At 61.7% G+C, this 23,681-nt stretch carries 36 protein-coding genes; 21 read left to right on the plus strand and 15 right to left on the minus strand.

From position 1 onward, the window contains the following. Positions 1 to 21 precede the first annotated feature (21 nt). Complete coding sequence (locus DVK01_RS16495; protein WP_121537588.1) at positions 22 to 312, minus strand: PadR family transcriptional regulator; 291 nt, start codon at positions 310 to 312, stop codon at positions 22 to 24. 82 nt (positions 313 to 394) lie between these two features. Here DVK01_RS16495 and DVK01_RS16500 point away from each other — a divergent pair, with 82 nt between their 5' ends. From DVK01_RS16500 to DVK01_RS22600, 6 genes are all read left to right on the plus strand, one after another. Further along, on the plus strand, positions 395 to 682 hold the full coding sequence (locus DVK01_RS16500) for a hypothetical protein (protein ID WP_101349980.1): 288 nt from the start codon (positions 395 to 397) through the stop codon (positions 680 to 682). Between the two features lie 281 nt (positions 683 to 963). After that, positions 964 to 3,630 (plus strand): alkaline phosphatase PhoX, encoded by a 2,667-nt coding sequence (locus DVK01_RS16505; RefSeq protein ID WP_121537590.1) that lies wholly within the window; start codon positions 964 to 966, stop codon positions 3,628 to 3,630. Positions 3,631 to 3,673: 43 nt separating this feature from the next. Continuing rightward, entirely contained in the window at positions 3,674 to 4,414 is a 741-nt protein-coding gene (locus DVK01_RS16510) for a cell surface protein (RefSeq protein ID WP_101349978.1), read from the plus strand. Between the two features lie 18 nt (positions 4,415 to 4,432). Beyond that, positions 4,433 to 4,855 (plus strand): hypothetical protein, encoded by a 423-nt coding sequence (locus tag DVK01_RS16515; protein WP_121537592.1) that lies wholly within the window; start codon positions 4,433 to 4,435, stop codon positions 4,853 to 4,855. Positions 4,856 to 5,063: 208 nt separating this feature from the next. Further along, positions 5,064 to 6,599 (plus strand): TrkH family potassium uptake protein, encoded by a 1,536-nt coding sequence (locus tag DVK01_RS16520; protein ID WP_101349976.1) that lies wholly within the window; start codon positions 5,064 to 5,066, stop codon positions 6,597 to 6,599. A gap of 199 nt (positions 6,600 to 6,798) precedes the next feature. After that, entirely contained in the window at positions 6,799 to 6,942 is a 144-nt protein-coding gene (locus DVK01_RS22600) for a hypothetical protein (RefSeq protein WP_232794542.1), read from the plus strand. Positions 6,943 to 6,969: 27 nt separating this feature from the next. Here the strand turns inward: DVK01_RS22600 and DVK01_RS16530 are convergent, their stop codons facing one another. Then, positions 6,970 to 8,664: a potassium transporter TrkG gene (locus DVK01_RS16530; RefSeq protein ID WP_101349975.1), complete on the minus strand. Its 1,695-nt coding sequence runs from the start codon at positions 8,662 to 8,664 to the stop codon at positions 6,970 to 6,972. A gap of 1 nt (position 8,665) precedes the next feature. Continuing rightward, on the minus strand, positions 8,666 to 9,349 hold the full coding sequence (locus DVK01_RS16535) for a TrkA family potassium uptake protein (protein WP_101349974.1): 684 nt from the start codon (positions 9,347 to 9,349) through the stop codon (positions 8,666 to 8,668). A gap of 124 nt (positions 9,350 to 9,473) precedes the next feature. Here DVK01_RS16535 and DVK01_RS22870 point away from each other — a divergent pair, with 124 nt between their 5' ends. Next, on the plus strand, positions 9,474 to 9,608 hold the full coding sequence (locus DVK01_RS22870; RefSeq protein WP_255410226.1) for a hypothetical protein: 135 nt from the start codon (positions 9,474 to 9,476) through the stop codon (positions 9,606 to 9,608). Between the two features lie 22 nt (positions 9,609 to 9,630). On the opposite strand, the gene DVK01_RS22605 is transcribed toward DVK01_RS22870, so the two are convergent. Together DVK01_RS22605 and DVK01_RS22610 are read right to left on the minus strand one after the other, a co-directional pair. Then, positions 9,631 to 9,774, minus strand: coding sequence for a hypothetical protein (locus DVK01_RS22605; protein ID WP_232794541.1), 144 nt, complete (start codon positions 9,772 to 9,774; stop codon positions 9,631 to 9,633). 135 nt (positions 9,775 to 9,909) lie between these two features. Next, positions 9,910 to 10,068 carry a hypothetical protein gene (locus DVK01_RS22610; RefSeq protein ID WP_232794540.1) on the minus strand — a complete coding sequence of 53 codons (159 nt, stop codon included), beginning with the start codon at positions 10,066 to 10,068 and terminating at the stop codon, positions 9,910 to 9,912. Positions 10,069 to 10,208: 140 nt separating this feature from the next. Here DVK01_RS22610 and DVK01_RS16545 point away from each other — a divergent pair, with 140 nt between their 5' ends. Further along, positions 10,209 to 11,087, plus strand: coding sequence for a shikimate kinase (locus DVK01_RS16545; protein ID WP_101349973.1), 879 nt, complete (start codon positions 10,209 to 10,211; stop codon positions 11,085 to 11,087). Beyond that, positions 11,084 to 11,377, plus strand: coding sequence for a chorismate mutase (locus tag DVK01_RS16550; RefSeq protein WP_004592890.1), 294 nt, complete (start codon positions 11,084 to 11,086; stop codon positions 11,375 to 11,377). The genes DVK01_RS16545 and DVK01_RS16550 overlap by 4 nt, the downstream gene beginning before the upstream one ends. 5 nt (positions 11,378 to 11,382) lie before the next feature. On the opposite strand, the gene DVK01_RS16555 is transcribed toward DVK01_RS16550, so the two are convergent. Then, entirely contained in the window at positions 11,383 to 12,063 is a 681-nt protein-coding gene (locus tag DVK01_RS16555) for a carbonic anhydrase (protein WP_121537594.1), read from the minus strand. Between the two features lie 157 nt (positions 12,064 to 12,220). On the opposite strand from DVK01_RS16555, the gene DVK01_RS16560 reads away from it, so the two are divergent. Next, positions 12,221 to 12,742, plus strand: coding sequence for a type IV pilin (locus DVK01_RS16560; RefSeq protein ID WP_121537596.1), 522 nt, complete (start codon positions 12,221 to 12,223; stop codon positions 12,740 to 12,742). A 397-nt stretch (positions 12,743 to 13,139) separates the two neighbouring features. Here the strand turns inward: DVK01_RS16560 and DVK01_RS16565 are convergent, their stop codons facing one another. The 6 genes from DVK01_RS16565 to DVK01_RS16590 form a co-directional block, all read right to left on the minus strand. Continuing rightward, positions 13,140 to 14,195 carry a site-specific integrase gene (locus DVK01_RS16565; protein ID WP_233560815.1) on the minus strand — a complete coding sequence of 352 codons (1,056 nt, stop codon included), beginning with the start codon at positions 14,193 to 14,195 and terminating at the stop codon, positions 13,140 to 13,142. 191 nt (positions 14,196 to 14,386) lie between these two features. Beyond that, a complete protein-coding gene (locus DVK01_RS16570) occupies positions 14,387 to 14,599 on the minus strand; it encodes a hypothetical protein (RefSeq protein ID WP_121537598.1) in 213 nt (70 codons plus the stop codon). Beyond that, positions 14,599 to 14,901 carry a hypothetical protein gene (locus DVK01_RS16575; protein WP_121537600.1) on the minus strand — a complete coding sequence of 101 codons (303 nt, stop codon included), beginning with the start codon at positions 14,899 to 14,901 and terminating at the stop codon, positions 14,599 to 14,601. Before DVK01_RS16575 ends, DVK01_RS16570 begins: the two co-directional genes overlap by 1 nt. Further along, positions 14,891 to 15,763, minus strand: a complete 873-nt coding sequence (locus DVK01_RS16580) for a hypothetical protein (RefSeq protein ID WP_121537602.1) — start codon at positions 15,761 to 15,763, stop codon at positions 14,891 to 14,893. The genes DVK01_RS16575 and DVK01_RS16580 overlap by 11 nt, the downstream gene beginning before the upstream one ends. After that, positions 15,756 to 16,058: a hypothetical protein gene (locus tag DVK01_RS16585; protein ID WP_121537604.1), complete on the minus strand. Its 303-nt coding sequence runs from the start codon at positions 16,056 to 16,058 to the stop codon at positions 15,756 to 15,758. Before DVK01_RS16585 ends, DVK01_RS16580 begins: the two co-directional genes overlap by 8 nt. Further along, on the minus strand, positions 16,055 to 16,258 hold the full coding sequence (locus DVK01_RS16590; RefSeq protein WP_121537606.1) for a hypothetical protein: 204 nt from the start codon (positions 16,256 to 16,258) through the stop codon (positions 16,055 to 16,057). The genes DVK01_RS16585 and DVK01_RS16590 overlap by 4 nt, the downstream gene beginning before the upstream one ends. 243 nt (positions 16,259 to 16,501) lie before the next feature. On the opposite strand from DVK01_RS16590, the gene DVK01_RS16595 reads away from it, so the two are divergent. Continuing rightward, a complete protein-coding gene (locus tag DVK01_RS16595) occupies positions 16,502 to 16,780 on the plus strand; it encodes a hypothetical protein (RefSeq protein ID WP_147435172.1) in 279 nt (92 codons plus the stop codon). Positions 16,781 to 16,908: 128 nt separating this feature from the next. On the opposite strand, the gene DVK01_RS16600 is transcribed toward DVK01_RS16595, so the two are convergent. Continuing rightward, complete coding sequence (locus tag DVK01_RS16600; RefSeq protein WP_121537610.1) at positions 16,909 to 17,178, minus strand: hypothetical protein; 270 nt, start codon at positions 17,176 to 17,178, stop codon at positions 16,909 to 16,911. A gap of 185 nt (positions 17,179 to 17,363) precedes the next feature. Beyond that, a complete protein-coding gene (locus tag DVK01_RS16605) occupies positions 17,364 to 18,359 on the minus strand; it encodes a Cdc6/Cdc18 family protein (protein WP_121537612.1) in 996 nt (331 codons plus the stop codon). A 141-nt stretch (positions 18,360 to 18,500) separates the two neighbouring features. Here DVK01_RS16605 and DVK01_RS16610 point away from each other — a divergent pair, with 141 nt between their 5' ends. Together DVK01_RS16610 and DVK01_RS16615 are read left to right on the plus strand one after the other, a co-directional pair. Continuing rightward, entirely contained in the window at positions 18,501 to 18,986 is a 486-nt protein-coding gene (locus DVK01_RS16610) for a hypothetical protein (RefSeq protein WP_121537614.1), read from the plus strand. A gap of 166 nt (positions 18,987 to 19,152) precedes the next feature. Then, on the plus strand, positions 19,153 to 19,749 hold the full coding sequence (locus DVK01_RS16615; RefSeq protein ID WP_121537616.1) for a site-specific integrase: 597 nt from the start codon (positions 19,153 to 19,155) through the stop codon (positions 19,747 to 19,749). 2 nt (positions 19,750 to 19,751) lie between these two features. Here DVK01_RS16615 and DVK01_RS16620 read toward each other — a convergent pair whose 3' ends face one another. After that, a complete protein-coding gene (locus DVK01_RS16620; protein ID WP_121537618.1) occupies positions 19,752 to 20,009 on the minus strand; it encodes a hypothetical protein in 258 nt (85 codons plus the stop codon). A gap of 156 nt (positions 20,010 to 20,165) precedes the next feature. On the opposite strand from DVK01_RS16620, the gene DVK01_RS16625 reads away from it, so the two are divergent. From DVK01_RS16625 to DVK01_RS21890, 8 genes are read left to right on the plus strand one after another with little or no spacing between them, the layout of a single operon-like run. Further along, positions 20,166 to 20,345 (plus strand): hypothetical protein, encoded by a 180-nt coding sequence (locus tag DVK01_RS16625; RefSeq protein WP_121537620.1) that lies wholly within the window; start codon positions 20,166 to 20,168, stop codon positions 20,343 to 20,345. Further along, the gene (locus tag DVK01_RS16630; protein WP_233560814.1) at positions 20,342 to 20,884 is read left to right on the plus strand and encodes a hypothetical protein; all 543 of its coding nucleotides are present in this window, start codon (positions 20,342 to 20,344) and stop codon (positions 20,882 to 20,884) included. The genes DVK01_RS16625 and DVK01_RS16630 overlap by 4 nt, the downstream gene beginning before the upstream one ends. Beyond that, positions 20,881 to 21,465 (plus strand): hypothetical protein, encoded by a 585-nt coding sequence (locus tag DVK01_RS16635; protein WP_121537622.1) that lies wholly within the window; start codon positions 20,881 to 20,883, stop codon positions 21,463 to 21,465. The genes DVK01_RS16630 and DVK01_RS16635 overlap by 4 nt, the downstream gene beginning before the upstream one ends. 6 nt (positions 21,466 to 21,471) lie before the next feature. After that, positions 21,472 to 21,957 carry a hypothetical protein gene (locus tag DVK01_RS16640; protein WP_121537624.1) on the plus strand — a complete coding sequence of 162 codons (486 nt, stop codon included), beginning with the start codon at positions 21,472 to 21,474 and terminating at the stop codon, positions 21,955 to 21,957. Then, positions 21,954 to 22,235: a hypothetical protein gene (locus tag DVK01_RS16645; protein ID WP_121537626.1), complete on the plus strand. Its 282-nt coding sequence runs from the start codon at positions 21,954 to 21,956 to the stop codon at positions 22,233 to 22,235. Before DVK01_RS16640 ends, DVK01_RS16645 begins: the two co-directional genes overlap by 4 nt. A gap of 36 nt (positions 22,236 to 22,271) precedes the next feature. Further along, complete coding sequence (locus tag DVK01_RS16650) at positions 22,272 to 22,706, plus strand: hypothetical protein (protein ID WP_121537628.1); 435 nt, start codon at positions 22,272 to 22,274, stop codon at positions 22,704 to 22,706. Between the two features lies 1 nt (position 22,707). Beyond that, positions 22,708 to 23,172 carry a hypothetical protein gene (locus DVK01_RS21885; protein ID WP_158598773.1) on the plus strand — a complete coding sequence of 155 codons (465 nt, stop codon included), beginning with the start codon at positions 22,708 to 22,710 and terminating at the stop codon, positions 23,170 to 23,172. Further along, positions 23,172 to 23,456 (plus strand): hypothetical protein, encoded by a 285-nt coding sequence (locus tag DVK01_RS21890; protein WP_053967973.1) that lies wholly within the window; start codon positions 23,172 to 23,174, stop codon positions 23,454 to 23,456. The genes DVK01_RS21885 and DVK01_RS21890 overlap by 1 nt, the downstream gene beginning before the upstream one ends. The last annotated feature ends 225 nt before the right edge of the window (positions 23,457 to 23,681 follow it).

The raw sequence follows: 23,681 nt of genomic DNA on the forward strand, positions 1-23,681 counted from the left end.
GGGAGCCGACGAGCAGCGGCATCAACTGTCCTCGCCGAGCGCCGCCTGCATCCATTCGAACTGGTCCCGAAGCCGCCGCTCGCCGGCGTCGGTCAGCGAGTACTTGTCGGCGATGCCGTCCTCGCGGTGGTCGACGAACCCGGCCGACTCCAGCGCTTCGAGCGCGCCGTAGAAGCTCTTGGGTTCGATTCGCGTGTCGTAGCGGCGTTCGAGCCGCGTCTTCAGCCGTTGGCCGGAGAGTTCCCCGTCCGCTGCGGCGGCCAGCAGGACACACATGTCGCGCCGGCGGCCGCTCTGGAGCCACTTCGCCATGGGTGTCCCTGGCGGCCCGCTCGCTTCGCGTTTGCGGTTTCGAACCGCCAGGTTCGCATACCTCCACGCCATAGGACCGGCGATGACCGACTCCGAACTCCCCGTCGAGGCGTCGGCCGACGGCATCACGGCCACATATCGAGAGACAGACGAGGAACGGCTGTTGACCTTCGAAAGCGACTCCGGGAGCGCCGCGGTCGCACAGAATATCGAGGGGTACGCGATGCTGAAGGTCCGGCCGACCGCCGACGGCGACGAACTGGAGCGGTACTACGGCTTCGACATGGCGCTCGACCACGCGGCGGAACTGCTCGGCGTGTCGCCGAACGCGCTGCCGATTCCCGACCCGGCCGCCGACATGGGAATGTAGCCGCGGGCTACGGCGACTGCCCGTATTACTTGTAACCTGACAGTGTGAAATAATGCACGCGTCGACTATTCAGTTTGCTCACTGGTAAGTAGGTGATTACGAATCGACTCGTGAGGGACCGTCATCGGAACCATTCGGTACACATCCCGCAAAAATAGCAGTATTTGTGATATGTCCGTCAGAATAGAGGTATGTGTCGGACAGGTATCACAAGATTACTCCAGAAACATCATACAAATATTATAAACTTGCTTTAATAATCACTGCTACTCCTCACTCGCATGGTCGATTTCACTCGACGGCAGGTACTTTCACAATCGGTGGCTGCTGCACTTGGGGCCAGCGTCATCGGCGTGGCAAGCGGGGAAGAGGTCGAAGAAACAGACACACCGGGCGCTCCGAGCGTCGCCGGGAGTCTCAAGCGATTCTCGACGACAGCGTTTGGCGCGGAGGTGACCGGGCCGTTCGTCTTCGAAGACGGCTCGCTCCTCTACAGCCTCCAGCACCCGGAAGGGGAGAATCCCGAACCGTTCGGACGAGCCGCAGTGGGCTATTTCAGCGGCTTCCAGTTCGAGTTCGACGGGAGCAACGACGACTTCCCGGAAGTGGGGATTCCGGACACCGAGGAGAAACAGCGACAGGTCCGGTCCGCGGCCGGCGACTACGAAATCCTCGTCCAGGGCCGCGAACCTATCAACGGCGGCGAGGCGCGCCTCGGCGTGGTCCAGACGCCCGACGGGACAGACATCACACAGGAGAACTTCGCGGGCACACAGTACGGCGGCGCGGCGACGAACCCCGACTGCAATCAGTTCGTCCCGAGCAACGACGAGGGGACCGAGGGGTACCTGTTCACCAACTGGGAGAACAGCCCCGGATGCGTCTCGCGGGTCCCGCTCAGCCAGGACGAGAACGGCGAGTGGAGCGCGGACACCGAGAACGCGATGAACCTCACGAACACTGAATCACTCCGCGAACACGGCGGGACGCGGATCAACTGTTACGGTGACCTCAGTCCGTGGGGGACGATGATTTCCGCCGAGGAGAACTACGCACATCCCCGCGTCAGTCTGACGGCGACGGTGAGCGACATCGTCGAGGCTGGGACAGGCGAAGGACTCATTGGCGGGTGTCAGTTCTGGAACCGGCCGAACCCAAGTGAGATTTCCGGCGCAATCGAGTCCTACGCCGAGAGCGGCGACCTCGACGAGAACTTCTATGCACAGGGCTCATGGGCGCTCACCGGCGTCGAGTTCCTCGCGTACTACCTCGGGGCGGAGCGCGACGACCAGGGCGACGGCGAGAACCTCGCGACGACGCTGCTTGACGACGTGTACCCGAACCCGTACCGGTACGGGTACTTCGTCGACTTCCGTGAGCCGACCGCCGACGAACCCGAGGCGGTCAAGTACTACGTGATGGGGCGGGCTTCGTGGGAGGCACCCGACATCGAAGGCGACCAGCGGACCGTCTACGGCTGTTCCGACGGCGACAGCAAGGGCATCTACAAGTTCGTCGCCGACGAGCCGATTCCGGAGTACGACGACCCGATGGATGTCGCCGGAACGCTGTACGCGCCCAAGATTACCAACGACGCGGCCAACGCCGCAGAGGCCGGCCAGCGGAACTCCCCTGCACAGACCCCGCTGGAAATCGAATGGATCGAACTCGGCCACGCCACCAACGCCGAGGTCGAGTCCTGGGTCAGCGAGTACGACAACGTGACCCAGGCCGACTACCTCAGCGCCCACGCTGACTGGGAGGACGGCGACGAGGTCACCGCGGAGACGATCAAGCAGGCCGACCTCGCAGTCATCGAGAACGGGAACCAGAACTACATTTCGAACGAGGAAATCATCGAGTGGGCCGAGCAGTACGAGGCAAATGGGCCTGACGGCGTCGACGAAGAACTCCGGCGTGTCCCGTTCCTGGAGACCCGCGCGGCCGCCAAAGAAATCGGCGCGTCAATCGAGTTCAACAAGGCCGAGGGCGTCGACAGCGTCGACGACTCCCAGCCCGGCGATTTCATCTACTTCGGCATCTCGGAGTTTAACGACGCGCTCGCGGACGACGAGGGCGACATCCAGATGGACCGCGTCGACGGCGGCGTCGTCTACCGCGGTGTGCTGGAATCGGACTACAACGTCTCGACGCTCGAACCGGTCATCACCGGCCCCGACTTCACCGACTCTCCGGAAGACGCGAACGACGCGCTCCGGAATATCGACAACGTCTACACAATGCGGGACGGTCGCGTGCTCTGCTGTGAGGACGGCTTTGGCGGCCCCGCTCGCTCGTACCCGAACGACGGCCTCTACGTCTACCAGCCCAACGTCGTCGTCAGCGCCAACTCCGCCGCGGTCGGCAGCGGGTCGACAGGCACCGTCTCGCTGACTGCCTCGTCGCTCCCCGCTGGCTTCTCCGGCGCTCGGCTTACCGTCAGCGTCTCGAACCCCGAAATCGCGTCTATCACCGGCGTCTCATTCCCCGACGCACTCGGACTCACCGAGAGTTCCATCAGCGACGACGGCTCGTCGGCGACAATCCGGGTTGCCGACGTCAACACGAACGTCCAGTCGGGCGCGATGGACGTGGAACTCGCGACGCTCGACGTCCGCGCCAACGGCGGCGGCACGACAGACCTGACTGTCTCTATCGAGCAGATGGACGACGAGAGCGGCAACGCCATCGAGGCAGAAGCTCGGAACGGTATCGTCGTGGGCGGCCCGCAGACGGTCGTCGGCGACGCCGCGCCGACTGATCCGGACGGCGACGGGCATTTCGAGGACCTCAACGGCAACGGCCGCCTCGACTACGAGGACGTGCAGGTGCTGTTCTCGAACATGGACTCCGACAGCGTCCAGCTGAACACCGGCGCGTACGACTTCAACGAGAACGGCAAACTCGACTTCGCGGACGTGACGGCGCTCTACGAAGAGGTCAACTAACGGCCGCAACCGAGATTCCCCCATCTTTCGATACAGCAACACAATGACCGACGACACCACTTATTCCATACGCGGTTGCGTCCGAGCCGCTGGCATCCCGCTCGCACTCGTCGCGCTCGTCTGCCTCGCAGGGGCGGTCCCCGCGCTCGCTGCAGGGCAGAGCACGCCGACAATCAGCATCGAGACCGACTCCGTCCCTGCCGGTGAAACGATGGCCGCACCGGTCGTCCTCACCAGCGCGCCGAACGGACTGGCCGGCTACCAGCTCGAACTCACAGTTGACGACCCCGCGGTCGCCCAGTTCGAAAACGCGAGTTACCCGGCCAGCCTCGGTCTCACGACTGAACCCGTCATTAGTTCAGACGGCGGGACAATCACGCTTGAGGCGGCTGATCTCGACGGGCAGATCGAGCCCGGTGCCAGCGACGTGACGCTCGCGACGGTCCAGCTCGCTGGCGTCGACGGCGGCGAGACGCAGCTGACCGTCACGTCGAGCCAAATCGATGCCGACGGGGGCGGCGCGGTCGAGCCAACGACTGCGCCGACAGCGCTCGCAGTGTCACCGGGCGCGACGACGGAGACAGTGGCCGGCATGACCGACGCGTCGTCACCCGACAGCGAGTCCACAGCCGGGTCAGCCAGTACCCCGAGTACCGCAGGGACCACAGCGCCAGGCGGCGAGCAGTCGACGACCGGCGCGAACGGGTCACTCCCGATAGCGCTGGTTCTCGCTTCACTCGCCGCGGTGGCAGCGCTTGCGGCCAGAACAAGCCGGCAACCGTAACACCAAACCGACCTATCCATGCCAAAATCAGACACCGCTGCTGCAGCGACGGACAGTTCCACCTACCGCGAGTACATCCTCGATGTGCGTATCGTCGAACGAACGACAGGCGAGGGTGACACACGGTACCGATTCGAGGCCCCGGACCACGAGGGGATCGCCTTCGATGACTCCGAGATGGCGACGCTGTACGCCGACGTGTACTTCGACGTGAACGGCTTTCAGGAAGCCGGAACCGGCGAGCGCGGCGTGCCGCCGACGGTTATCCAGGCCGGCCGGGACACGCTTGTCGCCTACTTCCTCACCCAAGAGGGTGTCGACGTCCACTGGGCCGCGTCCTTTTACGGTGAGAAGCCGGAAAAAATCGAACGGTACGTCTCACGCGTCCGAAAGCGGTCAAAGAAGATCCGGGAGGGGGCAAAAGAACACGGCCACGTCTAAGTCGTCAGTTCAGCGTCGCTAGCAGTTTCAACGGCGAATTGACAGCGGACGAGGCTACTGCATACGCGGTCGGTACGCTGTCAGGACGGAACAGAAACCCACCGAAGCGACGCTGAGAACGAGGAGTGTCGCCGGAAGCAGCGCTGTTAGAACGCGGGGCTTTTTGATAGCGGGTGTGTGAGCGTCAGATAATGGTCGGTGATCAGTGATGTCGATTCGTGTCGACTGGCGACAGAGTATTGCCTTGACCGGCACTGTGATTAAATATCTCGCCGTCGCAATGCTGGTCCCGCTCGGGATTGCGTTGCTGTATGGAGACGATACCGCTGCCTTCCTGATTTCTATCGCGGTCGCTATCACGGTCGGTGTGGTGCTGGAGCAAGTCAGCGACACTCACGAACTCGGACCACGCGAGGCGCTACTGTTCGTCAGTCTCTCCTGGGGTGCCGTCGCGGTTATCGGCGCGATCCCCTACGTTATCGCGGGGTATGGCACTGAATCAGCGCTCGGTGAGCCCGTGAACGCGCTGTTCGAGTCGATGTCCGGGTTTACGACCACTGGCGCGACCGCCACCGACGAAATATCGTTCACTCGCCACTCACACGCGCTGTTGATGTGGCGACAGCTCACCCAGTGGCTTGGCGGGATGGGTATCATCGTCCTGATGGTCGCCATTCTTCCGGAGGCAGCCGTCAACGGGGCACAGTTGATCGAATCGGAAGCGCCCGGCCCCGAACTCCAGAAGCTGACGCCGAAGATAGCCGAGACCGCCCGACTCCTCTGGCTGTTCTATCTGGGCTTTACTGTCCTGCTCGTCCTCATCCTGTTTGGCCTCGGCCAGACATCGATGGCCCCGAACATGGACGCCTACAATGCCGTTGCCCACGGGTTCACGACGCTGCCGACCGGCGGCTTCTCGCCACAGGCTGAGAGCATCGCCTACTTTTCGCCGGCCGTCCAGTGGGTCGTCGTTCCGTTCATGCTCATCGCCGGGATGAACTTCGCGCTGTTTTACCTCCTGTTGCAGGACGACTACGCTGCCTTCCTCAAGGACCGCGAACTACAGGCGTACCTCGGTGCGAACGCCGGCGTGGCCGTCATCCTCTGGGGGCTGCTGTTCACCGGGTCCGCGCCGCCACTTGAACTCGGTGGTATCACGCAGGGAGCGCTTGAAAACTCGCTCCGGCAGGCCACATTTCAGGTCGCTTCGCTGCTGAACTCGACCGGGTATGCGACGAGCAACTTTGCCGAGTGGGGCAGCACCGCACAGGGTGTCCTGCTGTTCGCGATGTTTATCGGCGGCTCGGCAGGGTCGACCGGTGGCGGTATCAAGATCGTCCGATGGCTCGTCGTGTTCAAGAGTATCCGACGCCAGCTATTCACGACAGCCCATCCCAGCGCCGTCAAACCAGTCCGGCTCGGCGGGCAGGTCATCGACGAGAGCGTTATCAACGCGATATACGGGTTCACCCTATTGTACTTGCTCACGCTCGGTATCGCGACGGTGTTCCTCCTCCTCGATGCGGGCCGCGTCGGGCTCGAACTAACTGTGCTTGAAGCCTTCAGCGCAAGCTTAGCGACTATCGGAAACATCGGTCCCGGGTTCGGGTTTCTGGGGCCGTTCGGGACCTACGAACTCTTCCCGGGGACCAGCAAACTGCTGATGGTCTTCCTGATGTGGATCGGTCGGTTAGAGATAATTCCAGTGTTCGTGCTCTTTACTGGTGCGTTCTGGAACGAGTGAGTCCGGGGAAGCTTTCTCCCTATCTGTAGCTGCCAGTTCGGTATATGCCTCCCAGACAGAGATGGCGGTATGTTCAGTCCTGAAAACGAACCGACACCGCCTGAGGGAGTTCCGGATCGGGTTCCGACGGAACTGCCACAGTTGACGCCTGACGAACTCCGCAATACAATCATCTACGCGCAGGAACTCCTGCGATTCCATGACGAGACGCAATCGCCGGTGGAGCGGGGTCCCAGCGAAGAAATCCTTCGCGCTTTACCACGTCGAGGAGGAGACCAGACCCGAAGGCGGCACAAAAGCCCGCTGGCTGTTTCTCGGCGAGGTGTACCCTGACCGAGAGTAAAGGACGGCCGGAGGGATGACCGGCGAGTCACGGGTCCAGCCCGTACAGTCCAGCGCGGATGAACACGAGTATCGGTATTATCTCCAGACGGCCGACCCACATGTTCAGCACGAACATCGCCTCTGCGACCGGAGACATCGACGGGCCGGTGATACCTGTCGAAAGGCCGACGTTCCCCTGCGCGCTGGCCACTTCGAACAGGGCATCGGCGTAGCCAAACGCGGGTCCTGCGACGTTGGTGAGGACAACACTGCTGGTGACGAGAATGATGAGCCACAGCAGCGTCACGATGGCCGCTTCGCTGAACTCCCGCTCCATCGACTCGCGGTCGAGCGTTCGGTCGCCGATGCGGACCGTAACCACTGCGTTTGTCGGGAGAAACACCCGCGAGAACTGCCAGACGATGCCGCGAACGATGGTGTACCCTCGGATGAGTTTGATGCCGCCGACAGTGGACCCCGCAGCACCACCAAGCACCATCGCGCCGGCCACGAGCACCTTGCCGCCGGCGCGCCAGCGACCGATCGGTGCCGACTGGAAGCCGGTACAGCTGAGGGCGCTGACCCACTGGAACGCTGAGTCCCGAACTGCATCGAGCTGTGGGGCGTCAAGCATCGGGACCGAAAACGGCAGGAACGACTGTGTGGCGAACGCGCCGGTGGTCTCGGAGACTGACCACGCGTTTTGTGTCGAGAGAGCGACGACACCGACTGCAAGCAGGATGAACAGCCAGCGGGTCTGCAGGTCCGACACCAGTTTGCGAATCTGCCTGTCATGCAGGACGACGTAGTGGACCGGGAACGCAATCGCGCCGAGAATCATAATCGGCAACAGGACGGCTTCGACGAGCGGCGAGTTGTACGTCGCAATCGAATTGTCAGTGACCGAGAATCCACCAGTCGTGAGGCCGGTCATAGCATGATTAAGCGCCTGCCACGCGACCTTCCACAGCGGCAGCGACTCCGCGTACTCGCTGTCACTGGCGAGGATTGCACCGAACAGCAATGCGAAGGAAAGCACCGTGTAGCCGGCGACGAGTTTCCAGACCGTTCGGACGGTGGAAACGACGCTTGGATGGATCTTTTCCTCGCGGGCCTCGCTCTGATAGAGCGCGTAACTGCCGCTGCCGGGCCGTGAAAGGATAGACACGGTCAGGACGATGACGCCGACGCCGCCGACGTACTGGATGAACGACCGCCACCACTGGACTGCGCGGGGCAACGAGGGCTCGTGAATCGCCATCGTCAGGCCGCTCCCTGTCCACCCGCTCATGCTCTCGAAGAAGGCGTGGAGTGGGTTTCGGAAGTACGCCAGGCTGGAGAGCGTTGTCGTTCCGCCGACCCTGATCGGCTCCCACGTACTCGTGGCCATCTCGGCCGGAACGAACGTGTCCATGACGGCAGGGGGCGTGAACCACGCGGTCAACAGGAGCGGGAGTGACCCGAACGCAGCGACCAGCAGCCACCCGCCGGCAGCAATAACCATACCATGTTTCATCTGTGGGGCTGGGGCATCGGCGAACCCGCGAGTCGCAAGGCCGCCGACAGCGGCAGTCATCCCGGCCGCAGTGACGAACCCGAAAGCGGCGTAGGCCTCCTGAAAGCCCAGCGCAATCGCGGCCGTGATCGTCATCAGTCCAGCTTCCATCAGCAGAAGCGAGCCGATATCGCGGGCAATTGTCTTCAGGTCCGCCGGGAACAGCCCGCCGTTCCGTCGCGACATATCAGCTGTGGTCCTCGGAATGACCGAAGATGTCGGTCACCTCCGGCGTCGCACCGTCCCCCGAGTAGACCGTGAGGAGGTCATCCGCTTCGATGCGCGTATCACCGCGGGGTGTTATCGGGTCGCTGTCGCCGTTTCGCTCAATTGCCACGATGAGCGTCTGCCCGCCGATGAGACCCGCTGTGTTGGCTTCCTGCAGTGTTTTGCCCGCAATCGGAGCCCCGGGCTGGACCGTTATTTCGAACACTTCCGCCTGATCGCCGATGCGCATGAAATCGACGATAGACGGTCGCTTAACCGCTCGATAGAGATATTCGGCGATCAGCCGCTGTGGGTTCTGCATCGTGTTGACGCCGATCTGGCGGAACACGTTCATATGCTCGGGGTTGTGGACGACTGAGACGATGTCCGGCACCGAAAGTTCCTGTGCCAGCAGACAGACCATGATGTTGGTCGCGTCCTGATCGGTTGTCGAGATGAGCGCGTCAGCACGGTCAGCACCGGCGTCCTCTAGCGTATCCTTTGCGGTTGCATCATCGTTAATCACAAGACAATCGTACTGTCTCGACGCGCGTTCCGCTCGCTCCTCGTTGCGTTCGATGACGACGACCTCGTTGCCGCCTGCCGTCGCAATTTCAAGCAACGGCGACCCGATATCGCCGGCACCGACGATGACGAGATACATTTTTGCCAGTGTACTGAACCGACAGTTGAAAGCCTACCGTTCGCAGGCACAGGGCGGACAGTGCCGTCCCTCGGTTACGTCCCGTTCCCAAACCACTATACTGTCCCCGACTGAATTCCACGGTATGGCACATCTCCCCGGGCAGTTCGACCATCCGGCGTGGCTGACAGCCGCCGGGACGCTCGCCGGCTATGGCATCATTCTCCTGTTCATGTTCCTGTTGCTGTTTATTCTGCCGTACCTCCTGTTCCCGGCCTGAGCCAAACTCGTACCGCTCACGTTTACTCGTATCTCGAATCGATGAGAAACCCGAGCGAGATGAGGCCACAGACCATCGACAGGAACCCGGCAATAGCGAGGCCAAACGGCGGGTCGTCGCCCGGATACGTTATGAGTCCGCCGAAGGACCCGACACTGATGACCAACAGTCCGACTGTCAGCACTAGGTCCGCATACGCGTTCCAGGCGTCTTCGACAGCGGGTTCGAGACGAGCGAGCCACCATTCGGGCGTGTCCGCCTGAGCTGACGACCCGCGAACCAGAAGGCGGCGAACTGCGGGTCATCCGCCTGCGACGGCGAGTGCAACAGTGGCGAGTACTGCAATCCCCGCCAGCGCCGACACTGGGACCACACGGACCTGCAACAGCACAAATAGGGTAACATAGCCAAGGACCGCGATACCTGCTGTGAGGCCGCGGAGCGCGTTCCTGATACTCATTCCTCGTTGCTGTTTCCTTTGAACTGGTCGATATAGTGTTACTCGTGTTACTGCGAACGGTCGCTTCGGGTGCTGGGGCCACCGTGCCCGATGCAGGGGTATCGCAGTTAGTAAATAGGTCCGCGCGGGAGTACAGGTCGATGGAAGGGAAGGCAGCAGCGCCCGCAGCGGGGACGGTACTTAACGCGCTCGCGACCGGCCGCGGCGCGGCGTTTGCTATCGACGAGTACACGACAGCGACCGTCACGCTCACGACCGAGACCGACGGCGTCACCGGCGAGGTCGGCGGTGCGCCGGACGCCGACACGCGGCTTATCGAACGCTGTGTCGAGTACGTCATCGACGCCCACGGCGGCCCACAGAACGTGGGCGTCCCGGCGGTCTCCGGCGGGACTGTCCGCACAGAGAGCGAGGTCCCGATGGCGTCGGGGCTCAAAAGCTCCAGTGCAGCCGCAAACGCGACTGTCATGGCGACGCTCGACGCACTCGACGCGACTGAGCGGATGAGCCGCGAGGACATGGCCCGCCTCGGGGTCATGGCTGCCCGCGACGTGGGCGTCACCGTCACCGGGGCCTTCGACGACGCGTCGGCGTCGATGCTTGGCGGCGTCACCGTCACCGACAACGAGGACGACGCGCTCCTGGCCCGCGAGGAAATCGACTGGGACGTGCTCGTCTGGACGCCGCCGGAACAGTCCTTCAGTGCTGACGCGGATGTCGAGCGATGCCGACAGGTCGCGCCGATGGCCCGTCTCGTCGAGGACCTCGCGCTCGACGGCGACTACCAACGAGCGATGACGGTCAACGGTCTCGCGTTCTCGGCTGCACTGGATTTCGAGACGGACCCGGTACTCGACGCGCTCCAGCACGTCGAAGGCGTCTCACTGTCGGGGACGGGGCCGTCATTCACCGCCGTCGGCGAGCGGGCGGCACTCGAAGCCGTACAGGACGCCTGGGATAACCGACCCGGACAGACCTGGCTGACGACGACACAAACAGAAGGGACACACACAGTATGAGCACGAATCCGAACCCAGAGGACATGTCGCTAGACGAACTGCGCGACGAAATCCGGACGATCGACCGCGAAATCGTCGAGAAGATCGCACAGCGAACCTACGTGGCCGACACCATCGCACAGGTCAAAGACGAGAAGGGGCTGCCGACGACTGACGAGCAACAGGAGCAGGCCGTGATGGACCGAGCCGGCGACAACGCAGAACAGTTCGACGTCGACGAGAACCTCGTGAAAGCGATTTTCAGGCTCCTGATCGAACTGAACAAGGTCGAACAGCGAGAGAGTCGGTAGCAGGACTAGTACTCCCAGAGGCGGTTGATCTGTGAGGCAATATCGGGATTGGCCGCCCGAAGCGCGTCGACATCGGTTTTTCCGTCGATATTGATAACGTGGACTTCTCCCCGTCGGCCGCCGTACACGTCCTGAAAGTCGTAGACGACCCCGAACACGTCGACGGTGTCGTGCACGTCGTCGCTGTTTCGGAGAAACTCGACCTGTCTGTCGACGTTGTACTCAACGAGTCGGTTGATGGCTGCCGCCCGCTCGATGTCCGTAGGGAGGTGCTCCAGCGCCGGTTCGAGGTGCGGCTTGAGGACGTTGAGACAGTGCTCAATACCCGCCGGTTCGTCCAGCCCGTTGGTCAGATCATCGTACGTCGCCGTCACCGCTCCGCAGCCGGTATGGCCGACGACGACAGCCGTTTCGGTCATCGTGTGTTCGATCGGATACAGCACGTCGCCGGACACCGCCTCGCCGGACTCGGTCCGCTGGATGACTCGGTTTCCGATGTTGCTACACGTAAAGAGATATCCCGGCTCGCTGTTGCCCCACATATGGTCCTGAAGCACCCGCGAATCGGAGCAACAGACCGCGACAGCATCGGGCGTCTGGGAGTTCTGGACCTGATCGAACCGGTCCCGGAACTCCGCCGCGTGGTCGGCGTTTCCGGCAAGTAAATCGCGTAATAACTGGCTCATGCGTGGGCAGATAGCCGCCACCAAGTAAACTCATTGGACTCGGGCAGTGAAACGACACGACGCGAACTGAACCGGCTCAATCGGCATCTGTGGGTTCTAACATCCATGATTTTCAAAGCTCCGGCACACTTTTTATATGGATTACCGTAACTGATGTATGGAACCCCGTGGTGTTTCTTCCGTCATTGCGACGATTCTCCTCGTCGGTGTCGTCGTTATTCTGGGGAGTGTCCTCAGCATCTTCACATTGGGAATCGCTGAGGATCTGGATGCCCCCGCACCACAGGCGAGTTTCGACTTCGACTGGGAGAAATCGACGCGAACGCTGACGATCAGGCATGAGGCTGGGGACGTGTTCGACCAATCGAACACCGAACGCCTTGAAGTCGTCATCCGAGACGAAGACGAAACGGGACAGAACGACTTCCTCATTGCCAGAGGGGACTGGGCGAACCAGTCTGACGGAGGATTGTCCGTTAGGGCCGGTGACACATTCGTTATTACGGGAGAACGCGGCGGTGGCGATATCGACGTTGAACGGGATGGAGCAGATGTCGATGACGACAGTGAAACTCACGAGCCCGAGATAGATGATCCGGTTCAGATCATCTGGTACGGAACGGACGGCACCAGTTTCGTCGTTTCGGAATACGTCATCAAATCCGGCGAAGACCCCTGAAACTCCAACTCAGAGGGCAGACCGACTCATGAACGCCCTCCCCTCACACACATAGAGACCCAATCGATCACCTGCCGAACCATGTCTCGGCGCAATCTTCGGCGTGATTCCCGGTGTCATGTTTGATACCCCGGCTGTCGTCGGGTAGGGCATCACTGGTCGCTGTCCCCGATGACCCGAACACAGACCTCACGGACAGCCCCGTGGTAAGCGGTGGTCGGGACTCGCGGCTCACCCGCTAGTAATGCCGGAACTACTGCCCGCTCTGGAATAGTGAAGCGAAAGCAGCGGAATCCACTGCTTTGTTTTTATAAGGAATGGGGTCGGAGGGTTAGCACCTTTCGAGGTACTGGTGTATTTATCTTCGATTCGGCTGGTCGTACTGCTGTAGGTTGGTCTAACTATCATCGGAATCTGAGAAATCCAGTTTATCGACGAAGGTGCGACGCCGCTCTTCCAGTTTCTCCACATCGCTGGCCTTGTCGTAATATCGCCGAAGCGTATCCGGGTCGCTGTTCACGCGCTCGCCAACGGCCTCGTAGGACAGGCCCGAGTTCAACTGCCACGTGATCGAGCCCGTCCGCACTTGATGGGGAGATCGCGACGACGGGCACTGGCTCGCGGTGTTGCGCTCAGTCCACTCACAGGTCCGCCGGGACTTCCCATGCGGACACGGACCCGCGACGCACGGCAGCGTCGCCTGATAAATCCAATTCTGAACCGTCGAGGTCGCAGGTCGGCCCTGTCGTCCGACCAGCAACGGCCGACGCCCATCCTCGTCACGCCGCTCCTGACGAACCTGCTCAATCCACACGTCCAACACCTCGCAGGTCTCGGCCGGCAGCCCAACAGGGCGCTCGCCGTCGACCTTCTTTTTCAGCGGCGTCGTGTCCGGATGGTGGCGGAACCAGACGAGCTGGTCGTCGGGCTGATAGTCCGACACATCGAGCGACCGAAGCGCCCCAAGCCGCGCCCCAGTGAACCACGCGAGTTCGAGCGCGACATGGTTCACGCTGGCGTACTCGACGCGAGACTCCCGATAATGCTGAATGAGGGCCTGCGCGTCCTCGGCCTCTAACAGCGTGTCGTCGGTCTCGTCGGTCTGGCTGAGAACCGGGATGTTGACCTTGTACGGCAACATCTCGTCGACGGCCTCGATGCCGGCCGCGTACTCCAGCCAGACCTTCAACGCCGTCATCTGGCCCTTGATCGTCGTCGGAGCGAGGTCCTGGCCCTGCCTGAACAGCTTGAACTGCTCCAAGTGCCAGCCCGTCACGTCGCCGATACACTCGATATCGTCGCGGTCTTCCGCCCACTCGACGAACTGACGAAGTCTCGTCTCGTAGTCGCGAAGCGTCTCGGCAGTGTAGTCCAGCTGCCGCGCGTCGAGGAACATCTCGTAGATCTCCCGAACCGACAACTCGCCGGGATCCTCGACCGGTGGCTGACTCACCGCGCGACACCTCCCGGTACTCGACGGTCGAAACAACCAACTGTATGCTCTATGAGTTCCTGCATGGGTCTCTGAGGTGACAGCGAGCGCGGCCAGGGTACCAAGCTGACACGCGCTCGCTGTCGAGAGACCCGCTCGGACTCGAACCGAGCTTCCACCTGTGGGCCTGAATCGCTGAAACCGCCGAGTCGCTACTCTCCGCCGCCTTCCGCCTTCTCAGGGTCGTACCGCGTCGGCTCCGTACCGTTGTTGTGACGCGTCGACCGCGCCTCGCGCACCTCCGCGCCGTCTCGAATCCGCTCCTCACAGAACGGGCAGACTCGGGGCTGATCGACGCCGTCGGGTGTGAACACGCGGGCGTACTGGTCCGTGACCGTCGACCCGCAACCCCGGCAGGTCGGCATCAGCGGCGCACCTCCAGCGCGTCGAGTGCGTCCCGAAGCATCGCCTCATCGGCACCGTTCGCCGCGTGGACGAGCTGCCGGACCAACCGACCCCGTTCCTCAGTATGGTGGTGAGCGTTGGGCCACGGAACGTTCTGCACCTCGGTCCACAACTTGTACATCATCTCTTCGTTGAATTCGAGTACGACGCGCCCCGATTCTTCGGTCGTGACCGCCAGCACCCACTCCTCGTCGTTCGCCGGCCCGTAGGACACGGATGGGTAATCTCCACCGGCTCGGTAGCGAGTGACGTTACGCGTCATCGTTGATTCCTCCGTAGCGATGCCGCAGGCGGTCAAGTTCGTCCATCAGTTCCGACGTGTCCGAAAGCGAGAGTCCGGACACCTCCGCCAGAAGGCGCTGGGAAGGGTCGCGCTTTGTCCGGCCGTCCTTCAGCTGGTCGACAGCGTCGAACAGCGCCTCGATGTCTCGCTTCGCCACGCCAGCGTTTCGCCCGTAGATGAGGTCTCGCGCGTCGTCGTCGGACAGGCCGGTCTGTCGGAGCCGTTCGAGGTCAGCGGTCAGTTCCGAAACCGTCTCAGCGGCTTCGGCCAGCGACTCCAGCCGGGCGACGAACTCGTCGGCATCCAGCGTCGTCAGGTTCTCGACGACAATCTCGTCGGGCCGGTCGGCGGCGTCCTCGATGAAGAGGCGGTCCAGCGGCGTCTGGTCTTGCCCACCGTCGGTGACGAGCTCCTCGTCGTCGCGCTGGTCGTCAGCCGGGTCGTAAACCGTCGTGACCCGCTCCATGTCGGGCGCTCGGCACAGTTCGTTCGTCCCGTTGTCGGCGTAGAAGTGGCTGAACTCGGCGTCGCAATCTGTACAGAGAACGACCTCTTGATTCTGGTAGTTCAGGTCGCCACCGCAATCGGGGCAGGTAACGAACGACCCGTCAGCGTAATGCTCAGTCTCCGTGGCCGTCTGCGTGCCACCATCGGTGATCCGCTCCGCGAACCGGTCACTACAGCACTTGAGCGCCGGGCCGCGCGAGCGGTACCGCGCGCCACAGACGCAGTAGTGCCAGCAGTCGTCGTCACGACCGCGGAGTCGTTCGGCGGTCTCAGCCCAAGACTCGCCGTCGGCGACGCCGATGTTCTGGATATCTTTCTCGGCGGCGTTAGGCATCGTCACCCTCCCGGAGTCCGTCGACCCGGAGACTATCGCCTCGTTCGAGGTTCGCGACGGCGTCACACCACAGCGGATGGTCCTCGTCGACGACGGTCATCTCGAAGTCCTCAACCGTGTCGCGGTCGAGCCACCGGATCTCGCGGTAGGCCTGTCCGGCGTCGACCACCTCGTCGTGGTTCGTAATGTGGCCCTCGTCGTCGTATTCGAGGTCCGCGTCGTCTTCGTAGGTCAGGAAGACGGCTCGGACGGTCGTCGAGTCGGTACGGTCGTCGCTGTCGGTAGTTTCACTCATGCTTGCTCCAGAACGCGCTCAGTCGTCAGTGCGGCCGCGCTGTGGCCGCAGGGGTCGATGGTCGTCCGGTCGTCCGCGGCAAGCCCGTCGACGGGCGTGCCACAGAACGGACAGGTAACGTTTGCTTTCCACTTAGTAGCCTGTTCGTAACGGTCTGAATCGTGCGGGAGGCTTTTGTCGCCCCCGTGTGTTGCCTTCATCACGGTTGGATACCCGACCGACGCGGCCTCTCTGTCATCAGCAGGGGGCCGCTCCCCGTTTTCCGAGGAACAGACTACCACCGTGAGCGCCGCGTCGGTCTTACCAGTACTGTCATTTCCAACAGTACTTAGTAGTTTCCCATAGTTATAGGAAATATGCGAGAGAATAAGGAAGAACCTAATAGTTGTGTGAAATCTGAGATTTTCGGTGTAAATATGCCCCTTCGACCAGATGGGGACGACATGACAAAGGAGGACAGACGCCAGCAGTTGCTCGAATTTATGAAGGAGCATCCGTTGGCGCTTCCCCCGTTGCTTATTTATAGAAATTTGAAACTTCACAAGGACGTTACATTCACAGTTGACAGCGTCCGGAACTACCTTGATGAATTTGCAGAGGAGGGTCTGGTCCTTATGGTGAAAAAGGAACCTCTTGATGAAGGTAGACTGGTTGAGGCAGAAGCGGGTACGAGACCCTATTATATCATCTCGGAGGACGGGCGCGACTACTTGAGTGAGTAGGATTTGTCCCAACGACGGGCCTGCTTCGCTACGTTTTTTACATCCAGCCGCTCCCGTTGATGTGGGCCGTCGACGGATTTGCCACCCCCCAGAACCCCACTCCGTCGACGGCCGATTCTCGACCGTGCTCATGCCTCAATCTCCTCAATGCCCAGTCCCAGCAGCGACTCGACCAGCCACTCGGGCATCTCGGGCTCGCTGAGCAGGTCGTCCGCAACCACACTGGTCGAGAGAAGCGTCGCGACGGCTTCGCCGTCGATACCGAATTCCCAGCGTTCCTCGCGTTCGACCTCGATGCGGCTGCTGTATTCGGGGTCGCTGTGGTAGATGAGCGCTTTCGTCTCGATGCCTTCGACCTTCTCGCGCTTGATTCGATCTGGTGTCTGAGTACGCGGCATATTTGCGGCGACGAGATGGTACGTAAAAGGACTGGGGCGCGGGTGACCGGAAACAGTTTTCACCAAAATTCAGACGAGAGAAAAACGTCTCACACCCACGAGAATCTCAAAAATAGCCGATGAACGGAAGATGAACGGAAGTGAACGGAAAGGCCGCCGTCTGGCGATTCTAAAATGAACGGAAATCAGACCAGTGAGCGGTACGACTTCCCGCGGCCGTTCCCTTCGTCGTCGATGAGGTCGTACTGTTTCAGGGACCGGAGGTAGCGCCGTCGCGTCGGTCGGGCCTTCGGCGAATCTATCTGGTCCTCGTAGCGAGCATGCAATGTCCCGGCGTCGACTTCACCAGCCTGCCGAATGATCCGGAACAGGAGCCGCTGGTGCGTCCCGAGCGCACGGATTTTCCGCTGTTTGACCTCACGCTGTGCGTCGTCGGCGATCTCGTCGACCACCGCCGGTGTCAACTCGCGCATCTCGTTGTCCTCAACGTGGGCAGCGGCCCGGCGCAACAGGGCAATAGCCTCGCGAGCGTTCCCCGCCGCGATGTCCGCGATGAACTCGACCGCGGTGTCGTCGACACGAGACGGCACCAGGCCATGAGTCACACGGGCATCGAGAATATCGATCAGTTCCGCGTGGCTGTACTTCTCCAAGCGGATGACTGGGGCAGCGCTTAGCCGGGAGTACACTCGCTCGTCCAAGTCGGCTAGCCACTCGTCCTCGTCGGTCGTGATACAAATAAACGAAACACCGGGGATCTCGTGGAGCACATACAGCGGCCGCTCGTCCATCACGGAGACCTCGTCGAGGATGATGATAACCTGATCGTCACACTCGCGGAGGCGGTCGACGGCCACCGAGGTCGGGGTCCCCTCGCGCCGTAGATCAGCTCCGAGCCCCATGTCGCGGACGGCCTTGTGCATCACTGCGGCGTCGGTGTTGTCGCTCATGCCGTTGACGTAGGCCCAGCGGACGCCGAGGTGTTCGGCTTCGAGCTGGCCGAGCGTGTACTTCGCGACGGTCGTCTTGCCGGCTCCGCTCGGCCCGAATATGAAGGCATGGTCGCCGCGATCTAGCTTCGACGGCGTGAGTTGTGACGAGAGATGGTCGATCTGGCCCTCACGATGGTAGAGGTCGCGCGGTACGAACTCGTGCCGAAGCGCTCTGGCGTCGGTAATCATTGCACTCCGGATGGTCAACGGAGACCAGTAAAAGGGCGAGCCATGTCCGGAGTGAAAGTGAAAGTGAAAGTAATCATATAGCATCTAATACGCAAAAAGCTAATTAGATGTAGCTAAGACGGTACGCCAGAGTGAGAAAAAATGGTTGATACAAGGGAAGTTGGTAAACAGGCAGGTGTCGCAATACTCGTTTTCGCTACCGTTGGCGTTGGTCTGGGCCTCTCAGGCTATCTCAGCGTCGGTGCTGCCCAGCAACAGTTCATCGGTAGTGGTGACGGGAGTGGCTTTGGACAGGTGTTCGTGGGCATAATTATGTTACAGAGTGGTTTCACAATGTTCCTGCTTGGGCCAGTCGTCGCATCATCTGCCGGTCTTCTGAACGGAATTGTCGGACAAGACCAAATTTCCAGTACAATTGGAACCAGTGCTGGAACGCTCCTTGGATTCTACGTGATGGTCGTTCTGGGCGTTTATATCATGGTGATGGCGGCAGACTTCGGATCGGGTGGTGGCGGCGGTTCGTCTACAGGAAGCGCCAGTAATATTCTCCAGCCCGTGCTCGCGGCAGGGGTTCCGACGACAATTGTAGGTGCGGTATCCTCATTTGTCGGGTCGCAGTTGGCGTAGACACTTGGAATACATTTTTGATCACGAGATCAGGCCGATTGTCGACAGTAACGGCTTCTTATACAAGTCGTAACAGACACCGCGATTTTCACTCGAAACCCGGTGTGTCCCCGCGCCGATCACGCCGTCCGCAACCACTATCCTAACGGAAACTAAAGTAATCGTAATGCGAATCGAAGCCACCGACGGGAACGAACACAAGGTCTGGCTCACCGACAGCGAGATCGAGGACCTCCGCCGAGCCACGAACAGCCAGCGCGACGACCTCATCATCCAACTGGGCGCGTTCGTCGGCCTGCGCGCCTTCGAGATTCCGCAAGTCCGCCCCGTCGACGTGAAGGCGACCGACAGCGGACAGTACCGCCTCCGCGTTCGCGCCGGGAAGGACACATCGGGCAACGGCGGGAAGCCACGGGACGCCTATCTCTCCGACAACGTCGAGCGCGACCTCCAGCGCTACCAGAACGAGCACAACATCGCGCCGAAAGACCCTTTTATCGATTTGAAACAACCCAGCGTCCGCGCGGTCGTCCGCCGCACCGCTGCCCGAGCTGCCGAGACGACCGGCGACGACGACTTCGAGAAGGTCAGCACGCACGATCTCCGCCGCCGCTTCGCTCAGCGTCTCCTGGTCGACGAGCAGGTGAACCCGCGCGTGGTGATGGCCGTCGGCGGCTGGGACAGCTTCGCCGCTATCGAGCCGTACCTGAACGCCCCCAGCGAGGACGTGATCGACGACGCGTTCGCAGAAATAGGTCTGTAGCGCTACTCGCCCTGCTGCTGCCCGTACACATCCTCGTCGACGATTCGCTCGGCGGCCAGCCGGCGGACAGCCTCACACTCGGACAACTCGGGAACGTCACCGTCACACACCCGAACGACGTAGGCACGCTCACCCAGTCGGTCCACGGTCAGATGCGCGTCACTTGGCTCCCCACCTTCGTCGACCAGGCCGTCGCGTTCGAGGAACTGCTTCGGAATCGTCACCAGTCCGGACCCGCTTCGATGCTGTAATTTCTGCATAAGCAGAGTGGCATGTTCTTGGCTATTATGTGTTGCTTCTATGTGAGTTCCGTGTAACGTTTGTCACCATATTCTGTAGCTCAACGGCGGGTATATGACCTGATAGCCACATCGCCGGCCAACCCGCGGCACAGCCGCGGGGGAGTACCCCTACCCATGGACGACAACACGGCCGGCGGCCGGAATCCGCCGGATAGCGCGGGCGAGACCGCGCATCGACCGTATCGAATCGACTGGCACAACATCGACGAGCGCCGCCGCGAGCGAACCCGGCACGAAGCCGCCGGCGCGAGCCGCGATCTCCCCACCGCCGAACTGGTCGGAGGTGGCGTGTGAGCGTCATCGAAGTCGACAACGCCCGCCGGTCGGACCTCTCGGTGGTGGGCTGGCTCGGTGTCGGTCTCTCCGCCACTGGGCTGGCCTACGCCGGCTGGACGCTGATGACCGCAGCGACCGTCGGTGGCGGCATCGTCGACGGACTGGTCGTCGGCGTCGGTGCTGCCCTGCTGGGCGGCTATGTGGCCTATGAGGTTGCCACGCCGGAGGTAGATGGCTCGTGCGACCACTGTGGCGACCGGATTGTCAACCACTCCGGCCGGGACAGCTTTGACGAGCATACCGTCGTCCACTGCAGTTCGGGCCCGCGGCGGGGCCGACTCGGGCCGCTGTCAGTGGTGATGCTCCGACGGCAAGCGGCTTTCTACTACTGTTCTGGCGATTGCGCTGATGCCGATGCTGACCGACGGCGGCTGCAGAGCCCGTCGAGGGTTGACGACTCGACTGCAGCTGCCCGGCTGGCGGCCACCGACGGCGGCACCGAACAGACAGACAACCAGGGCGTTCCCCAGCCCGAAACCGGGGATTCAGACCTATGATAGGACCATTCTCGACTGACACGAACAGTTCACGACCACTTGCGCTGCTGCTGGCTGGCCTTATCTGTGCCAGCATGGCCGTCGCTGGCGTTGGCGGCGCGGCCGCAGCGACGACTGAGACCGCCACACCGACCGAAACTTCGACCTCGGACACGCTGGCAGACAAGACCGTCGCCGTCGACAACCAGACCCAGCAGGTCTACCTCGAAGTGACGAACACCAGCGGACAGAGCGTCGATTACACGGTCTATGGCGTGTCTGACGGCATCACTACGCAGGTTGACTCTGGGCAGGTGTCGGCAGCCGACGGCGAGACCACGGAGAAGACATTCGCCGTTGACTCGTCGGAGTACGACAGCTACCGGATTGTCGTCGAGGAGGACGGCACGGACAGCGACTCCGAATCTGCGGAGTCCATCGAGATCGGCGAGATCGTCCAGCAGGAATCGGGCGGGGCCATCTTCGGCGGTGGCGGCGATGGCCTACTGACGCCGATGAACATCCTCATCGCGGCGCTGCTGGGGGCGGCGGCGTTCGTGCTGGGGCTGTTCGACCCGATCAAGCGCCGGATAGCGGGGTGAGACGGGATGTCATCGGACCCGAGTCTGGACCTCGGCGATGGCAGCGGGCAGGAGTCACTGAGTGGTGTGACAAACTTCCTGCAGGAGGGTGGTGACGCGGGTAAGGTGCTGTCTGCGTCGATTATCGGCCTGATTGTGTCGCCAGTCGTCGCAGTCATCGACGTGGTGAACGCGGTGGCGAACTTCTTTGCCCAGCCGTTCAACAACGCGGGCGATGCGATTGGGTCGCTCCTAACGGGGCTCTTCGAGGCTCCCGGGAATCTGCTGATTGCTGGTGCGGATGTCTCGGAAACCGTCCTGCGTTCGATTCTGGGCGAGACGTTGGCCGGACTGTTCGCGTTCCCAGTGACTGTCGGGCTGGTGATGATCGGGCTGTACGCAGTCGTGCGCTATCTCCGTGAGGACGAGACTGGCGATGTGCTGCCGGGCCTGCCTATCGACGTGCCAACGGATATCTTCGGCGTCGAAGAGGAGGACACGATAGACGAATGACGGCTCGCCAGCTTGACTTGCTGGGAGTGGTTGTATTGCTGTTTGGGTTCGTTGTGGTGGTCCCGACTGCCGATTTCAGTGCCGCCATTGCAACCCTCTTCGTTCGTCCATTCGCGACGAATCCTGTGCTGTCGGCAGGCACCGTCGCTGCTGCCAGCAGCGCTTGGTTGATTGCCTCGTTTATCCGATTAGAGCGGTCTGGTCCGCCCATGCCGCCGATGTCGGTGCCAGAGTGGCTGGCAGCCCGCCTAACCGAGGAGGAGACGGTCAACAAATGACGGCTCGCCAGCCCCACAACTCGGAGGTCACTGCCGATGGCTGATGACTCGGGGCTGACGAGCTTTATCAATAGCTCGGAGTCGTCTTCGGGATACCAGATTGTCGACACGGCGAACCCGGTCAACTGGACTCGCGTCGGCGCGTCGATACTTCTGTCGACAGTCGCGACGGTGTACATCGGCCTTCGGAGGTACATCGACGAGCTAATCGGTATCCCCGAGCGGCTCATCGAGGGCGCAACGTCGTTCGTCGGGGAAGTGTCGACCGGCGAGACACCGACGGGATCGGGCGTGCTTGGTGAGCTGTTCGTCCCGATTCTGCAGTGGTACCAACAGGACCTTTGGGCCAGTAGCGTCGAACAGTTCGGACTCTGGGGCTACCTCGTTGCGGTGGGGTTCACTCTGGTGACGCTGTTCGTCGTCGTGCGCGGCCTTCGAGAGGGAGCCCAACGGCTCGCTGGGGGCGAGTAGTATGGCTGACGACACTGGCCCCGTCACGGACTTTTTCGGCACTGAGAGGGCTACCCTCCTAAGTGATTTCGCGTCCTCTCCGACCGGGTTTATTCTGGGGCTGATCTTGACGCCGCTGCTGAATGGCGTCGAGGGCGTCGTTGAGAAAGTCCTCTGGGCAATCAACTACGTGTTTTTCGGCCATTCTCGGTCGTCAACAGTTGGTGACCTCGGGCTCGTGGATGTCCCGGCCGTCATCGCGACGACGCTCATTGACGCTGGGTCCGCAATCGGTGAGCCAGTGCTCAGTGTCATCGGTTCTGGTGTCCAGTTGCTGATTGACTTTTTCGACTGGACGGGACCGGCGGGGCTGCTGGGCGCGGCGATTGTGTTCGCGATTGTCGTGGTCGCGTACTCGACGTACCTGCGGACAGCCATCGAGAGTGCGCTGGACTTCATCCCCGGCGGAGGTGCCTTTATCAACTGATGTCGCTCAAAGAGTTCCTCACCCACCCAGCAAGTGCGGCAACGGCAACAGCGACGACACTGTTCGGTGCGTTCCAGCTCGACGTGATTGCGGTGCTGCTGCAGTGGGGCTGGGCGAACCTCGGGCAGTTGTTCTACGGAGCGACGTTGTTGGTAAGCTCCGCGCCGGTCCTGCCGATCACGCAGGCGACGGCATCGAAGTTCGTCGCTGGGCTGGCGGCGCTGTTGTTGCTGAAACTGCTGCTGAAAGCTCGCGAACAGATTGACAAACGAACGGACGGCTAAACTCATGACTCAGAACGAACACATCAAGCGGACGTATCGAGCAAGAACGGCGGACAGCGTGGAGGTGAGCCGATGCCAGAAGTGACGACGGCAACGGCGACCGGCTGGGCCATCATCGGGATGGTGTTCTACGTGATCGGCGAGTACACGTCGGTGCTGACAAAGACAGCCTACCCGATCAAGTGGTTCAAAGGCCGCCCGGCCCGGCTGACGACGGGACTGGTG

It is taken from the genome of Haloarcula sp. Atlit-120R (assembly GCF_003665885.1).
GTDB lineage: Archaea > Halobacteriota > Halobacteria > Halobacteriales > Haloarculaceae > Haloarcula > Haloarcula taiwanensis.